Raw genomic sequence first — 16,723 nt, 5'->3', positions numbered from 1 at the left:
AACCATTTCCTCTAATCCAAATCTTCGTATCTATAAGCCCTTTAGTAGTGGATAAGGAATTTACATCTATGGCCTGATCTGTTGTAAAACTAAAGATTCCACTTTCAGCGGTACCATTATTGCCATCTTTGGCAATGACTTTCCAATAGTATTGGGTAGTTTCGATTAACTCTTCTGTTACTTTAAAATGAGTATCTTTTATGTTTTCTTTATATAATTTGGGGTTTTCTTCTGTACCCAAATACAGATCATAGCTTATTGCATTATTATTGCTTGTTACTTCTTCCCATTTCAAGGTAGGACGCAACACACTATTAATCACCTTGTTTTCAGGATTCAATAAAACAAGGGCTTTTAATTCTTGTTTTGGAAACTCAGTATCATCACTCCCGCATGCCATGCATAAGATTATGCTCAGTAGTAAAGCGGTAATGGTAAGTTTGTTGGAATAATTTTTCATTGTTTTTTCATCGTTTTAATTTTCATATCATTTAACATGTCAAAACAACTAAAACCTACGCTCACTATTGATTCAATCAACAGCATTAATCTGTCAATTACACTATAAAAACTTTTGCAGATAAGCAATATGCAATAATCGGTCAGGATGTATCACAAATCGTTAAAAACACTCTTAGAACTCATCTTGATATTTTTGTGACTTCAAAAAAGAAAAAACCAGAAGGCATTAGTCGTTTTTGGTGTATTTTTTTCATTGGTAACTGGCCTCTATAGACTATGGTATAGCTACCATCTAAGTTCACTAATTTTAAAAAATAGTTTTCTGGTATTCTATGCATACTGTATCTTCGTATTATGCTTACATTAAAACTAAACCCTGATCTTCTCGAATGTGGTACCGATGAAGCCGGACGAGGATGCTTGGCAGGTCCGGTCACAGCAGCTGCAGTAATTTTACCAGATGATTTCAATAGTTCGGTTCTTAATGATTCTAAACAACTTACCGAAGCCAAAAGAAATCTACTAAAACCTATAATAGAAGGCTCCTCTTTGACCTATGGTGTAACACATATTTTTATGGAAGAGATTGATGAGATTAATATTTTAAATGCTTCAATTCTAGCTATGCAAAGATCAATCGAGCAATTAAAACCTCAACCAGAACATATCATTGTAGACGGAAACAGGTTTAAGCCATATCATAATATACCCTATACTTGCGTTATAAAGGGAGACGGAAAATATTTAAATATTGCAGCAGCCTCTGTATTGGCAAAAACATATCGTGATGAGTTTATGGAAAAAATACATGAAGAGTTTCCTATGTACAACTGGAAAAAGAATAAAGGATACCCAACAGTAGAACATCGAGATGCCATTCGTAAATATGGTATTACCAAATATCACAGGAAAAGCTTTAGGTTATTACCAGAACAACTTACACTAGATCTTAAATAATTATATCTTTGACGCTTACAGGAGAAAAACTCCAATTATATTTCGATCATTAAACAAGAATATCTATTTTGCAAACCAGGAAATTGAACTTTTTTATTTTGACAACCAAATTCAGGAATACAAAACGCATTGGTATAATGAAAAAGATAGCGGCTGTTCTTTTAATTTTTATTACTATTTCTTGTGAGGACACATCGAAAAAATCAAATTCTTTACTGGATCACATCCCAAGAGATACTCAAATCATTATAAAAATCAATGACCTTGAAGGAGCTGCCAGTAAATTAAGAGATAATAATTTTATCAAAAACAATAACCAAATTGCTTTTTTTGAATACTTCAAAAACTTGTCTATCCTGGATCAAACTCATCAGACAGAAAGCATATTATGTTTCTCTCCATTAGGAAAAAATGATTATGAGTATACTTATATTTCAAAATTCGACCCTTCTGTAATCAATACCGATTCGCTAAATACAAAGCAGATTGAAACTATAAATTATTCTGAGAATACCATTTATAAGGTTACATCAAAAGGAGAATCGTTTTTTGCCACCCGACAGGATAGTCTGCTTATTGCCTCTTCTTCTCAATTATTGATCGAAAATGCAATACGAATGCAAGCCGCTCCAATTCCTATTGATAAAGATTTACAAAAAGTATATGAAGTGTCTGGTACCGAGAATACACTATCTGTACTGGTCAACGGAAAAAAACTACAAAACATTCACAATACATTACTGCCTAATACAGACCTCAAAAGCTTGCAAAATTTTAGCGGTTGGATATCTGCCGATGCTACTATAGGACAAGATGCAATGTACCTAGATGGTATTGCTATAGAAAAAGATTCACTATCCAGTACCATTGGGATTTTTGATAATACAATTGCCCAGGAAAATAAAATTTCAAAAGTGACACCTGTTACTGCAAGAGGATTTATCTCTTATACTTATGATGACTTTGATATATTGAAAAAAAATCTATCTGTAGCACAGGATAGAGAATTAGAAGATATCCCAGGGGATCTAGACGATATATTATCGGGTGTTTCTGAGGTCGGTATGATCTTTCTCGAAAAAGAAAATATATTAGTTCTAAATTCTCTAAACCCCAAAACGGCCCAGGAAAGTCTGGCAGGAGATAAAGTAGACACCTATAGAAATACACCAATATACAGTTATAAAGGCTCCTCTGCTTTTTCGCAAATCCTTACTCCTTTGGTAAACGATTTTGATGCCAAGTATTATTTTGTTCGGGATGATTTTATCATTTTCGGATCTTCTATCGGGGCTCTTAAAGATATTATTGCCAATATCCTGAACCAAACATTACTCTATGATCAAGAGTATTACAAAGCAACTGTAAAAGATTTATCCGACGAATCTTCGATATTAATAGCGGGTACTATCAAAAACACAAAAGAATACATTTCTCAAAATGTTGAAGAAGAATATTCGTCACAATGGGAAGCACTTAAGGATAAAGGATATCAAATAGGAATAGTACAGATTATAAAAGAAAACGATTTTGCTCATGTGCATAGCATCTTACAAAAAAGCAGAGCTAAAGGCGCAGCTACATCTGTCACACAAACCGCATCAACTACTCTAGAGAATAAAGTACTAACCAGACCTGTTCTTGTTAAAAACCACAGAACCAAAGGTATGGATGTGGCAGTACAGGATATCGAAAACAACGTATATCTAATTTCTGATAAAGGTGCTATTTTCTGGAAAAAACAAGTCGATGGTGAAATACTAGGTGATATTCAACAAATCGATATCTACAAAAATGGCAGATACCAACTATTATTTAACACTGCCAATACCCTATACCTGGTTGATCGCGATGGAAAAGATGTAAAACCATACCCTAAGACATTTGAAAAACCAATTACACAACCTCTTGCGTTATTTGATTATGACAAAAGCAAGCGTTATCGTATTGTTATTACCCAGGGCAATGAAATAAAAATGTTTGATGCAGAGGCAAAAGCTGTAACTGGTTTTAGATTTAAAAACACAGAAACAGAACTTATTTTACCGCCAAAACATATTAGAATCGGAACCAAAGATTATATTTTACTTTCTGAAAAAAATGGAACATTAACTATCCTGGATCGAATAGGTAAACCGCGAGTTAATGTAAAAGAAAAAGTTGATTTCTCTAAAAATGAATGGTACCAGTACCTGAACAAATTTACATCTACAACCAAAAGTGGAAAATTAATTCAAGTACAAAACGATGGTAATGCTGTAGAACAAAACCTAAGTTTGCATGAGGATAATAGAATGGTAGCTACCAATAAAACCTTGGTTACTTTTTCTGAAAATAAGCTTACTATAAAAGGTAAAACCCTTGAACTTGATTTTGGAGTGTATACAGAACCAAAACTTTATTTTATCAATAATAAGATATACATTACTATTACCGATATACAAGCCAAAAAAGTGTACTTGTATGATAGCAATGCTGATCTATTTCCTAATTTCCCGGTTTATGGTAATTCTGTCCTAAGTTTAGGGAATATGGATAAAGATCCTAATCTCGAATTTGTAGTTCAGGGAGAAGAAAATGGAGTACTTATCTACCAAATAAATTAATTCATTGTTAAAAAACATCGATAAAAGAAAACCTTAAATTTAAATTTAAGGTTTTCTTTTTCCAGAATTCATTTTACACATAACTCTATACTACAGAGCATTTTCCTACTTTTTATCTTACTGTTTTAAGGAAATACGCCTATATATTTTATTTAACATTAAATTAAGATTTTATGCGAATTATTATTATTTTATGTTAAATGTTATTTTACAAGTACTAAATCTCATGATTAAGAGTTGTACAGCCAACGACACAAATTTACTAACACAAACCAAACTCAATTATGAAAACAAGTATTTTTAACAAAATACTGGTGCTCACGTTCTTACTCGTGAGTATTAGTGTTAATGCACAACTATGGAGTCCTGTATCTCCCGCAAAAGCACAAGCCAAATCCAAAGAGCTTAGAAAAACAACACCAACGCAGTATCAACTATTTAACTTAAACACTACAGCGTTACAATCTATTTTGCAACGTACACCATCAAGAGTACAGCAAAAAAGTTCTGGTGTTGTAATCCAACTCCCTACTGCAAAAGGAGTATTACAAAAATTTAGAATTCTTGAAGCTTCTGTTCTTGAAGAAGGACTCGCAAAACGATTTCCAAGTATCCAATCTTTTGTTGGATACGGGATTGATGACCCAACATCTATTGCCAGATTTAGTTTCTCTAAAGTTGGTTTACACGCCATGATAACTTCTGGAAATCATTCGACCATCTATATTGATCCTTACACAAAAGACAAAACGAGTTATATCTGTTATGCTAAAGCAGATCTACCTGCTGATCCTAATAGTTTTGAGTGTCTGGTTGAAGAAAACGTTAAATCAAACTTTTCTAATCAGCAATTCAATGCGTTAAAAAATGCTAATGATGGTAAACTAAGAACTTTTAGATTAGCTATCGCGTGTACAGGAGAATATTCTCAATTTCATATCAACAATCAGGGAATTAGCTCTGGCGCCTCTGATCAAGTAAAAAAAGAAGCTGTACTTTCTGCTGTAAATACTACTATGACTCGAGTAAATGGTATTTTTGAAAGAGACCTTGCTCTTACCATGGTATTGGTAAATAATAATACAGACATCATTTTTCTAAACGCTAATACCGATAATTTAAGTAATAGTAATGCCGGTGCATTAATCAATGAAAGTCAGACTGTTTGTGACAATGTTATTGGTTTTAACAATTATGACATCGGACATGCATTTAGCACCGGAGGAGGAGGATTGGCACAGCTTAGATCTCCTTGTACAAATTCTAAAGCACGAGGAATCACAGGAAGTGGTCGTCCTATCGGAGATGCATATGATGTAGATTATGTTGCTCATGAAATGGGACACCAATACGGTGGAAATCATACTCAAAATAATAGCTGCCAGAGATCTAATGCATCTGTAGAGCCAGGAAGTGCTTCTACGATTATGGGATATGCTGGTATTTGTTCTCCAAACGTACAAAACAATAGTGATGCTTATTTTCATGCAATTAGCATCCAGGAAATGTGGCAGAATATTTCGCAAGGAAACAGCACATGTGGTAATCAAAGTAATACTGGTAATGCTGCTCCTACTGCTAATGCCGGACAGGATTATACGATTCCTGCCTCAACACCATTTGTGTTAAAAGGTAATGGATCTGATGCTAATTCGGGAAACAACCTTACGTATTGCTGGGAGCAAATGGACGCACAACCTGCAACTATGCCACCTGTTGCCACTTCGACCAACGGACCTGCTTTTAGATCTTTAACTCCAGCTGCTTCGCCTGATAGATATATGCCGGCATTACCGACAGTTATTTCAGGGCAAACCTCTTCTACCTGGGAGGTTGTTCCTTCTGTAAGCAGAACAATGAATTTTAGACTTACCGTAAGAGATAATGCATCTGGTGGAGCAAGTACTGCCAGTGACGATACAAAAATAACCGTTGCAGGTGCAGCTGGACCTTTTGTTGTTAATGCACCAAATACCAATGTTAACTGGGCTTCGGGATCAACACAAACCGTTACCTGGGATGTTGCAGGAACAACTGGTAATGGTATTAATGCTGCTAACGTAGATATTTTACTATCTACCGACGGAGGAAATACGTATACAACAACAATTGCCTCTGCAGTCCCTAATGATGGTTCTCATAGCATCACTGTACCAAATGCGATAGGAACACAGAACAGAATAATGGTTAGAGGATCCGGACATATTTTCTATGATATTTCTAATGCCAATTTTGAAATCTCTGGAGGAAGTGGTGGAGATACACAAGCCCCTACAACTCCTGATGGTTTAGCCGCTTCAAATATCACACAAACTACAGTTGATCTTAACTGGAACGCCGCTACAGATAATGTGGGAGTTACGGGATATGATATCTATCAAGGGAATACTGTAGTCACTACAGTAACCTCTACTTCATACCAGGTTACAGGATTATCGGCTAATACATCATATAGTTTTAGAGTAAAAGCAAAGGATGCAGCAGGTAATGAATCTAATTTTAGTAACACTGCCAATGCTACTACGCTTTCGCAACCAGATACTCAAGCACCAACAGCTCCCGCTAATTTAGCAGCTTCTAATATTACAAAGACCACGGTTGATCTTTCCTGGGATGCTTCTACCGATAATGTAGGAGTTAGCGGATATGATGTTTATAGAGGGGCTACAGTCATCTCTACAGTTACGACTACTTCTTATCAAGCAACTGGATTATCACCAGATACTGCCTATAGCTTTAGCGTAAAGGCAAAAGATGCTTCTGGTAACGAATCTAATGCCAGTAATACTGTAAATATTACAACTCTTCCGGATACAGGAGGTTCTTCTTGTACTGCAGAGATCTCATCATTCCCATATACCGAAGGGTTCGAAAATACTCTTGGAGCTTGGAAACAGGCAACTGGAGATGATTTTGATTGGGCTGTAGATGCTAACGGAACTCCATCTAGAAACACTGGACCTTCTAGTGCTTCACAAGGAACTTACTATGTGTATATGGAATCGTCTACACCTAATTACCCTACCAAAAGAGCAATTCTTAACTCTCCTTGTTTTGATTTAACAGGTCAGACAAAAGCTAATTTCTCATTTAAGTATCATATGTATGGTGCTTCGACTATGGGGAGTTTAACATTAGAAGCCAGTAATGATAATGGTACTACATGGACTTCAGTTTGGTCTAAGTCAGGAAATCAAGGAAACTCATGGCAATCGGCAACTGTAGACTTAAGTACGTACTTAGGTGGTACAGTACAATTACGTTTTAATGGGGTTACAGGTAATACCTGGCAAGGTGATATGGCTATAGATGATGTGAGTTTAAGCGAAGGAGGGTCACAAACTACCTGTACTGATGTTGTATTAACGCTTAATTTTGATAATTACCCAGAAGAAACCAGCTGGCAAATTACAGATAGCAATAGCCAGGTTGTAGCATCAGGAGGAACTTATGGCTCTCAACCCGATGGATCAACACTAACAATTACAGAGTGCTTAGAACCAGGAACCTATACGTTTACACTTAATGATTCGTATGGCGATGGTATCTGCTGTGCCTATGGTAATGGATCCTATACGCTTACTTCAGAAGGAACCACAATCGCTTCTGGAGGGTCTTTTGGATCTTCTGAAGCAACAACATTTACAATCGGCAGTCCTTCTGCAAGATCATTAGTAACCGTAGATGGTACAACAACTACAAAACAAGTAGAAATATCTGCATTCCCTAATCCTGTAGGAAAAGATCGTTTACTACATGTAATCGTTTCTAAAAAAGATACTTCATACGAAATTGTAAGTATTCTTGGAAAAATCGTAATGAAAGGTAAGTTAGTTCAAAAAACAATCAATACCAGTGCATTACCATCGGGACTATATATCCTGAAACTTAACCCGGGAGGTAAAGGTAAATACAAATCTTTTCAATTTGTACAAGAGTAAATATTCGATAATAGTTAATTATGGTAAGCGATGCATTGAGAAATGCATCGCTTACTTTTTTAAGTTAAACCCAGATTAAAGCCTTATTTTTTCTTTAATGTTGAAGATTTTATGAGAAACTTCAGGTATGCTAAGCGATATATCAATATTGATTTCGTCTTTTGATTTTTGAAGTGTCAAATTCCCTTTTTTCACCTTATAGTATCCTGCCTCTCCTCTACAAAAACAATGTTTCCCAAAAAGCAAATCTACTTGTTCTAATGCCTCACTTCTTAGACTTAAAGTCTCTGTATCTTTATTGATTTCAAAATGTATTGTTTCAGAATAATCCCCATCTGCAGTACCTTCTGGCCCTTTGATTAAAAATTTAAATTCGACAACTATCCCCTCTCCTTTTTCGATAACAGGATAATATCTATCTGTAGTATCTTTTTTTAATACCAGCGACGAATTTTTATGAAGTTTAACAGTACAATTTCCACCTTCCGGGCAATACACTTTTTTATTTTGAGGTTCAGAAACTACCGCTATTTCTTTTGAAGAATCAACTGTGTTTTGAGTTTTGCATGCGCATACTAATATAAGAGCACTAAGAAAAGTATATACCTTCATCTGTTTATTATTTTTAATCTTTTCTTTTGTTAAAAAAATCAGATTGTTATTATGAAGGGATTTACACTTTTTTCAATGGTTTCAAAATACTATTTTTCACTCCTATTTTCACTTCAATCAAAAAAGTTTAAATCACCTCTGCATATAAAACCCAGGATTAACTTTTTTAGTATGAAATGAGTCATAATAATATAGTTAATATCAACCAAAATTAGTATTAGGAAATTCCTATCTGACCAATACTACAAATAAAATAAACAGATGAAACGCCGAAGATTTAAATTTTGGCTTTTTGTTGTATAAATTCTGCTTCAAAAAGAGCTGTAAAATGTTTTAGTAACTTTGCTTTAACCTCATCTACGTCTACATGATCTACTCCTAATTCTACATGCAATGATGTAACGGTCTTGTCTTTAATTCCACAAGGAATGATATGATCAAAATACCCCAGGTTAGCATTAATATTTAAGGCAAAGCCATGCATTGTAACCCAGCGACTGGCTCGAACTCCCATAGCACAGATTTTACGGGCAAACGGAGTACCCACATCAATCCACACTCCAGTCTCACCTTCACTTCTTGTGGCATTAATATCGTATTCTGCCAAAGTAAGAATCACCATTTCTTCTAAAAAACGAAGATACTTATGGATATCGGTAAAGAAATTATCGAGGTCGAGAATTGGATACCCTACAATCTGCCCGGGGCCATGATAGGTGATATCTCCTCCTCTATTAATTTTATAAAATGTGGCTTCTTTTTCTTTTAATTGCTCTTCTGATAATAACAAATTACTAATATCACCACTTTTACCCAACGTATATACATGTGGGTGTTCTACAAAAAGAAAGTGATTTGGTGTACTAAGCCCTGCATCTTCTCTTCGATTTTTTATTTTTATATCTAAAATCTCTTTAAAAAGAGTTTCCTGATACTCCCAGGTTTCTTTATAATCTTTACGGCCAATATCCTGGAGTTGAATTTTTTTATTCATAGTTCACAAAGATACGTCATAAAAAAAGTGAAATGATATTTTTTTTAGTTTTCAAGCTCTACTTCGACATCTAATATCTTAGGGTTTTCCATAAGTTCGATAAACCCAACTTCGAGTACAAAACTCTTCATATCAAGACTAAATGTGGCTTTATCAGATGACATTTTTACTATTTTTCTCGGAAAAGTATACTTCAATTTATATTTAGAACTCGCTAAAAACATTCTCGCTTTCTCTAAGCTATCCATGCTTTTTTTCACCTTCTCTTCATCAATAATCTCTGTAATCCTACTAAACTTATTGTTTTTAAAACTATACTTTACTTTGGTCCCTCCTTCTTCAGACATCATAGTTTCTACTGGGTTTATTTTACCAGCTCCCGAACCTTTATTTGTTTCTCCTACAGCCATAGAAATTTTAAAATCACCAAATACATCTCCTAATTCTGAAACATCTTTAAAGTCCCTATACATATCCATATTCATTTTTTGAGCTTCAGAATTTACCACAATATGCATTTCATAATCTTTTAATCTCTGCAATCTTTCCTGCATCTCTTTTGATAATTTGGAGATACTATCTTTATGTTCCTCTAAAAAATCTTTAAAAACTACTAATGAATCAACATTTTCTTTTTTCTTTTCTGTAACCTGTCCTTCTCCCATTTTCATAAGCTCTGATCCATCAAAGTTTATGGTAATTTTTCCTGTTCCATCTTCATTCAAGTTCAAATTCTCTGAAAATTGACATCCTACAAGAAGTATAGATGATACTATAGTTAACACACAAAGACTAAATCTTTTCATATACTTTTATTATTTATTTAAACAAGGGTAACTATCATAACAAACCTACTTATACTATCTAAATAGTTACGGTGATGTAAAAATAAATCAAATTGTTATAACTATTATGTAGAACCCATAAATACTATAAAAAAAGAACATTTTTTTATTTATTTACATCTTGCAATACCCACTCAAGGTTTTTATCTATCCCATTTTTTGTTTCGATATAAACATCTGGTTTAATCCCAAAACCATCAGGTTCTACGGTATGAGGTGCGTTTATTTTCATCAACCCAACTCTCATATTTATTTTAGAATTAGGAAGCTCTACATAGGCAAAAAAGCCTGCAATAGTACCGTTATATGCCCCACCAGTTTCTTCTCCTACAAAAGTAGCACGTTTGGTCGCTTTTAGGTGAGTAGATAAAATACTGCTTGCAGAAAAGCTTTCTCCATCTATTAAAACATATAGTTTACCGGTATATGAATTTGATTTTGGTGTTCTGAGTTTACTGTACTTAAATTTAAAATAAGGATCTCCTTTTTCTTTTTTAACTTTAAAAAACTGGTATGTTGTTAACACCGGAGAGAACAGGATAGCTCCTGTTTTTCCAATCCAGGATTTTGTATGAAAAAGCGGGTATAAGAAACTTAGTCGTTTCGTCATCTTTGCCTTTTCGATAAACACATATTCTTTATCGGTCAAATACGAATAGAGCTCTTCTATTTCTGCTAATCTGCCTCCCAGGTTTCCTCTTAAATCTATAATAAGGTTTTTACTGCTTGCAGAATCTATCTTTGAGAAGCTTTCTTTATAAAAATCTTTATAATTTCCATTCGTAAAACTTCTTATTTTCATATAAGCAATAGCAGAAGTACTGTCTGATGTAATAAATTTAAAATTTCTATTGTATTCTTTCTTGTACGTATCAAAACCATATTTATTATGGTGCTTACGTATCTCTTTATTCTTTTTTCTGGCTATTTTTTTATCTGATTTACTTTTCTTTTCTACAGGTACTGTTATAGTGTCCTTTGTTATCTTTTTTTTCTTTTTGCTATACCCTGCGTATACATAACGAGAATAAATACTATCCCTGGTTTTAAGCTTCACTAGTACACTATCTTTTTGTTGGTGCGTTCTGGCATAAAACGCTCCAAAACCATGACCAATATACTTTGGGATAAATGTTCTATTATAACCATCCCCTGTATGTAAGTTTTGAAAAGAGATCAATAGATCACTTGTTTTTTGATCATCTATACTCAATATCTCCGAACCCACTACGAGGGTATCATTTTTTTCATAATTCTTTTCGACATACACCTTATTATCTACACTATAAAAAGCTAATGATTTAAAAGGGTAACTCCTTTTTCCTTTTGCTTTTTTCTCTTTTCTTGTTTGCTTTTTATACGGAGGGTAAATTGCGGTATGTCCCTGTCGTATACTGGCAACTACAGGAGCTAATTGTTTATAAAATGTAATACTGGATACAGGCTGCTTTATGCTTTTCTTTAATCCATCTATTTTTTTATCTAATGAATCCTTACTAATATACCAGTACAGATCCGGGTGTAGTTTTTGTAATTTACGATATGCAAAATCTATATCATCGCGTATTTCTTCTGGGCTATGAAGTTCGCTGATTTGTTGATTATATTTTTTTACTGAAGAACAAGCTGTTAATAAAAGGACTAATACATATAAAAATAACGTTCTAATCATAAGACTTCATTTTGGATCCGAAAGTGTACCACTAAATGTATGCCACAATTATTGTAGTTATGTATTAATCACAATTATTCTGTTTTTTTTACTGTATCGATTAGCTTTCTGTAGAAAAAATAAGAAGTGCTTTCTGTCATTTTGGATTATTAAGTATTACCAATGCTGCTATCACTCCAGGTACCCAACCGCAAATAGTTAACAACAATACTATTACGACAGACCCACAACCTTTATCTAATATCGATAACGGTGGAAAAAAAATAGCCAATATAACTCTCCAGATACTCATAGTTTGTAATGTAAAATAAATTAAATGTTATACTTATAAGTAGATGACAATTTTATTATGTTACAATATTACTATAAAATTAATTTCTATATTTTTAACCTGGCTTGAAAATTAAAAACAATGAAACGAGCAATACCAAATTTTAAAAAGGTTTAAATGCATGAAATTACCATTTCTAATACTATACTTTATTGTATTGATTTGTCCCAAAATAATTTTGGCTCAATATAAATTTTCTGGTTATGTCGATAAAAAAAACTGGTCGGGAGATATTTATTTATCGCTGATAGAGGATTACAGAAAGTTATCAGGGGTCTATCCCGAACAGATTATTCAGAAAACGGTAAGTGACTCAATGGGTTATTTTAGCTTTTCGGGAGATAATCTTCCCTTACAAAATCACATGTATAGGATTCATATAGAAGGATGTTCTGAAAATGAAAAAAAACCAATTCATTTTAATGGATTTTGTCCTTATAGTAAAGAAATACTATTTATTGCCAATAATACAGATACACTTACCTTACCTTTTTCTTTTGATAATGAAATGTTTTGTAAAATTGTTTCGAATAATGAAAAAAGTAATGCTTTTATTAAGGTCGACTCTATCATTGATGAAATGCGTTTTGCCTTTGCTTCGTATAGAAGTGAAACCAATCGTAAGATCAATGAAAAAAAATGGTTTACTACATTACAACGTTTCGTAAAAAACCAAAACGAACCCCTTACAGAACTTTACGTTTATGCTTTTTTATCCGATAAAGCCAACAATCTGTATGCGCATTATCTCGAAGATTTAAAACAAAACACATATTATGATAATCTATTAGAACGATTACAAAAAAAATATCCCAATAGCACATACACCAAGCAATATGAAACAGAATTAGCTTCAGACAAATTTATAATCAGTTCCAAAGACGTTTCATATAAAAATTGGTGGTTATGGATAGTGTTAGCATGTGCCATAGCACTTAACATTTTTCAATTTCTCAACTATCGAAAAAAGATAAATGCGTCTCATAGTTCAGAAAAAAATCTTACACAACAAGAGCAAAAAGTATTAGACCTTATTCTTGATGACAAGACCAATAAAGAGATTGCTTCTACCATGTTTGTAAGTATTAGCACTATAAAAACTCATATCAACAATCTGTATAAAAAACTTGAAGTAAGCTCAAGAGACGAAGTTAAATCCCTATATATCAAGAAGTAATAAAAAATCCACCCGGGGTCTAGTCCTCTTTTCAAACCTGTTTTTATTGATTTTATTCCTTTATGTTTTGATTTTTGATAACGCTAATCCAAATCAAAATAAATGTATAAAATACCTGTAAAGACAATTCTTATTTCGATACTCTCTATTGTATCACTACATACTCTAAAGGCACAAACCAGTTCTGTGCAAATTCTTCAAACCACGAGATTACCAAAAGACACAACTATAACCAAAACGTTAATTGATTCATTTGATGGATTTCTTAGCCTAAAAGAGAAACCTAATAACCAAAATACGTTTGTCTTACCTCAAAACCTTTTGGCAACCACGGCATTACTAGATGAGCTAAAAGGTATAGAAAAGAGTAACAAATTTAAAGATGACAATTTTTATAAATGCTATGTAAATAATATCCTCAAACTTAATGATACCGAATATTTAATTCAATTTTATTATATGGGTACATATCAAAACGAACCCATTTTAAGAGCTAACTATAGTATACTTGCACAAAAGAGAAATTATCAATTTTATTTCTATTCTCCGCTACATCAAAATACAGTATCATGGCAAACAAAAACAATAGGAAATAACACCTTTTATTTTAAAAACAATTTTGAAATCTCCAAAGCAATAGCATATACTTCAAAAATTGCAGAATATGATAGCATACTAAATATTCCTAAACAGTCCACCAAATTATATTGTGCCGAAAATTTTAATGAGGTACTAAGATTAGTGGGTATAGATTTCAAAGTAGATTATAACGGATACAGTCATAATACACTTATTTCCAATGACAATACTACTATTCTAATTATCGATGGTATTCTAGCTTCTAACTCTGAAGGTTTTGATCCGCATGATCTATGGCATAGTAGAGTACGAAAAATACTTCCTGCAAAAAAAATATACAAACCAGTCGATGAAGGTTGTGCTTTCTTATTTGGTGGTAGCTGGGGATATAGTTGGGAAGAAATTCTTCAAAAATTCAAACGATTTATAGCTTTAAACCCAGATGCCGACTGGATAACCCTTTATAACGAAGGTAAAAATTATGGAGACGAAACTAATAAGGCTTTGAGAGTGGATTATACCCTTAATGCTTTATTGGTAAAAAAAATAAACGCAGAAAAAGGCTTTTCTCCTATTTTCAAATTACTGAGTTGTGGTAAAAAAAATGAGGATTATTTTCCTGTATTGGAAGAAGTAACCGGTATAACCAAAAATAATTTTAATCAAAATATAGCTAAACTGATTAAACAAATTAAATAATTGTAGATGGCACTATCTACAACACTACAAAAGAATTAAACCGAGAAGAATAATACCTCTTCTCAACAAACAATGTTTTTAACCCTTTTAAATAATTAAAAAATCGAAATCATGAAAAAAGAATTCCTAATCTTAGCCAGCCTACTTGTAATGGCTGTAGTATCTTGTAAAGATGATGCTACCAAAAAGATAAATGTAGAAAACGTAGCTGTTTCTGAAAGTCGAGATGCAAAAATCTCAGATTTTCCGGTAATGGACTTTGCCGAAACCAATCACAATTTCGGAACTATTAACGAAGGTGATATTGTAGAACACAAATTTACCTTTACCAATACTGGTAAAGCGCCATTAGTTATTATAAGCGCCAAAGGTAGTTGTGGTTGTACGGTTTCTAAATGGCCAAAAGAACCCATTGCTCCGGGAGCTACGGGAGATATGTTGGTCACCTTTAATTCTAATGGTAAACCCAATCTGCAAAACAAGCAGGTAACGATTACGGCAAATACCGAAAACGGTAAAGAAATACTTAAAATCAAAGCTATGGTTACTCCCAGAGCTAAAGCCGTAAGTGGGGCTCCAATAAGCAAATAGTCACTCTATACAAATAGGTTTTGTAACTCGCGATTAATCAACTCCTAATAGAGGGAGTTATAGTTACACTTGGGTTAAACCCAAAACGATGAAGCTTTCTAAAAAATAGAATCTCAATGTCAAACTGAGCTTGTCGAAGTTTTTATACTATTGATAGGCAATACGTCTTCGACAGGCTCAGACTGACAATGTATTTCAAACAGCCTCATCATTTACATCTTATTTCCACTTAATTTAAACCCAACACAATGAAAACAATTATATGTCTTATTACATCTATGATTTTATCCATAATGACACTTTCTGCTCAATCTTTTAATCATGAGATCAAGACAGAGGGAAGTTCTCCTATGCTTCTTGGTAAAATCAATAACCAGGGACTAACACAAGAACCATATAACGAGTGGTTTTCAAAAAACCATAAAGAATATATCCCAAAACAAAGCAGTATAGATTCTTTAAAAGCTCAACTGCCCTCCTATGCGATTACTCTTTTTATGGGCACCTGGTGCGGAGATAGTAAACGCGAGGTTCCTCGTATGTACAAAATATTAGAAGAAAGTAATTTTCCCTTGGATCGACTTACCGTTGTTGCGGTAGATCGAAGCCGGGAGGCCTATAAACAAAGCCCGGGAGGAGAACACGAAGGTTTGAATATACATCGGGTGCCTACTCTAATTTTTTATAAAGACGGTAAAGAAGTTAATCGCATTGTAGAATCTCCTAGAAAAACACTGGAAGAAGATATGCTTGCTATACTGTCTAAAAATTATACTCCAAAATATAGTTCGGTAATACTAATGGATGACATCCTTACCAAAAAAGGGACGTCCTATATCACTAAGAACACCAAAAAATTAGTCAAACAATTTAAAGATAAGACCCAGAGTTTATACGAACTAAACACCTATGCCAGTGTTCTTTTCTATGCCGACAAAAAAGAAGAAGCCATAACAATATTAGACTTTAATACGGCATTGTTTCCTAAAGAAGCAAATACTTATGTAAGTCTAGCCAATACATATCTTTATCTAAAGGATACTGCCAACGCAATCAAATACTACCAAAAATCATTAGAATTTAAAGACAATAAAGAAATACAAGATAAAATTAAAGAGCTAAACGCTACATCAAATTAATTTGGGTTACCAATTCAATACGACCTGATCTATTTATATTTTTTATCCAAAAACCGCTCAGGATTACGTTTTTTTCAAAGTCTTAAAATTGAGGTCAAAAGTTTTTAATCAGACCTTT

Annotated in this window: 13 protein-coding genes; 7 read left to right on the top strand and 6 right to left on the bottom strand. The window is 33.5% G+C overall.

Translation table 11 applies throughout. From position 1 onward, the window contains the following. Window positions 1-460 (bottom strand): hypothetical protein (locus tag Z053_RS29290; RefSeq protein WP_035096741.1); only part of this gene is annotated, 460 nt, incomplete at its 3' end. 356 nt (window positions 461-816) lie between these two features. Here Z053_RS29290 and Z053_RS0124585 point away from each other — a divergent pair. From Z053_RS0124585 to Z053_RS30515, 3 genes are all read left to right on the top strand, one after another. Next, window positions 817-1,419 (top strand): ribonuclease HII, encoded by a 603-nt coding sequence (locus tag Z053_RS0124585; protein ID WP_025667621.1) that lies wholly within the window; start codon window positions 817-819, stop codon window positions 1,417-1,419. Window positions 1,420-1,556: 137 nt separating this feature from the next. After that, window positions 1,557-4,025 carry a hypothetical protein gene (locus Z053_RS0124580; protein WP_025667620.1) on the top strand — a complete coding sequence of 823 codons (2,469 nt, stop codon included), beginning with the start codon at window positions 1,557-1,559 and terminating at the stop codon, window positions 4,023-4,025. Between the two features lie 284 nt (window positions 4,026-4,309). Then, complete coding sequence (locus Z053_RS30515; protein WP_025667619.1) at window positions 4,310-7,966, top strand: reprolysin-like metallopeptidase; 3,657 nt, start codon at window positions 4,310-4,312, stop codon at window positions 7,964-7,966. Window positions 7,967-8,041: 75 nt separating this feature from the next. Here the strand turns inward: Z053_RS30515 and Z053_RS0124570 are convergent, their stop codons facing one another. The 5 genes from Z053_RS0124570 to Z053_RS30905 all read right to left on the bottom strand — a co-directional run bounded on the left by Z053_RS0124570 (window position 8,042) and on the right by Z053_RS30905 (window position 12,381). Further along, window positions 8,042-8,578, bottom strand: coding sequence for a hypothetical protein (locus Z053_RS0124570; RefSeq protein WP_025667618.1), 537 nt, complete (start codon window positions 8,576-8,578; stop codon window positions 8,042-8,044). Between the two features lie 277 nt (window positions 8,579-8,855). Next, the gene (gene lipB, locus Z053_RS0124565) at window positions 8,856-9,572 is read right to left on the bottom strand and encodes a lipoyl(octanoyl) transferase LipB (RefSeq protein ID WP_025667617.1); all 717 of its coding nucleotides are present in this window, start codon (window positions 9,570-9,572) and stop codon (window positions 8,856-8,858) included. Between the two features lie 44 nt (window positions 9,573-9,616). Beyond that, the gene (locus Z053_RS0124560; protein ID WP_025667616.1) at window positions 9,617-10,378 is read right to left on the bottom strand and encodes a hypothetical protein; all 762 of its coding nucleotides are present in this window, start codon (window positions 10,376-10,378) and stop codon (window positions 9,617-9,619) included. 145 nt (window positions 10,379-10,523) lie between these two features. Continuing rightward, on the bottom strand, window positions 10,524-12,089 hold the full coding sequence (locus tag Z053_RS0124555; RefSeq protein ID WP_025667615.1) for a S41 family peptidase: 1,566 nt from the start codon (window positions 12,087-12,089) through the stop codon (window positions 10,524-10,526). A gap of 136 nt (window positions 12,090-12,225) precedes the next feature. After that, on the bottom strand, window positions 12,226-12,381 hold the full coding sequence (locus Z053_RS30905; protein ID WP_074410361.1) for a YqaE/Pmp3 family membrane protein: 156 nt from the start codon (window positions 12,379-12,381) through the stop codon (window positions 12,226-12,228). A gap of 160 nt (window positions 12,382-12,541) precedes the next feature. Here Z053_RS30905 and Z053_RS0124550 point away from each other — a divergent pair, with 160 nt between their 5' ends. The 4 genes from Z053_RS0124550 to Z053_RS31825 all read left to right on the top strand — a co-directional run bounded on the left by Z053_RS0124550 (window position 12,542) and on the right by Z053_RS31825 (window position 16,605). Next, the gene (locus tag Z053_RS0124550) at window positions 12,542-13,597 is read left to right on the top strand and encodes a LuxR C-terminal-related transcriptional regulator (protein WP_025667614.1); all 1,056 of its coding nucleotides are present in this window, start codon (window positions 12,542-12,544) and stop codon (window positions 13,595-13,597) included. Window positions 13,598-13,699: 102 nt separating this feature from the next. Beyond that, window positions 13,700-14,875, top strand: a complete 1,176-nt coding sequence (locus Z053_RS0124545) for a hypothetical protein (RefSeq protein ID WP_025667613.1) — start codon at window positions 13,700-13,702, stop codon at window positions 14,873-14,875. Between the two features lie 111 nt (window positions 14,876-14,986). After that, on the top strand, window positions 14,987-15,466 hold the full coding sequence (locus Z053_RS0124540) for a DUF1573 domain-containing protein (RefSeq protein ID WP_025667612.1): 480 nt from the start codon (window positions 14,987-14,989) through the stop codon (window positions 15,464-15,466). A 248-nt stretch (window positions 15,467-15,714) separates the two neighbouring features. Then, window positions 15,715-16,605 carry a thioredoxin domain-containing protein gene (locus tag Z053_RS31825; protein WP_025667611.1) on the top strand — a complete coding sequence of 297 codons (891 nt, stop codon included), beginning with the start codon at window positions 15,715-15,717 and terminating at the stop codon, window positions 16,603-16,605. Window positions 16,606-16,723: the final 118 nt, after the last annotated feature.

It is taken from the genome of Aquimarina megaterium XH134 (genome assembly GCF_000520975.1).
Classification (GTDB): domain Bacteria; phylum Bacteroidota; class Bacteroidia; order Flavobacteriales; family Flavobacteriaceae; genus Aquimarina; species Aquimarina megaterium.
Note: the sequence above shows the minus strand (reverse complement) of the source record. Positions and strands in the feature narration are given on the sequence as shown.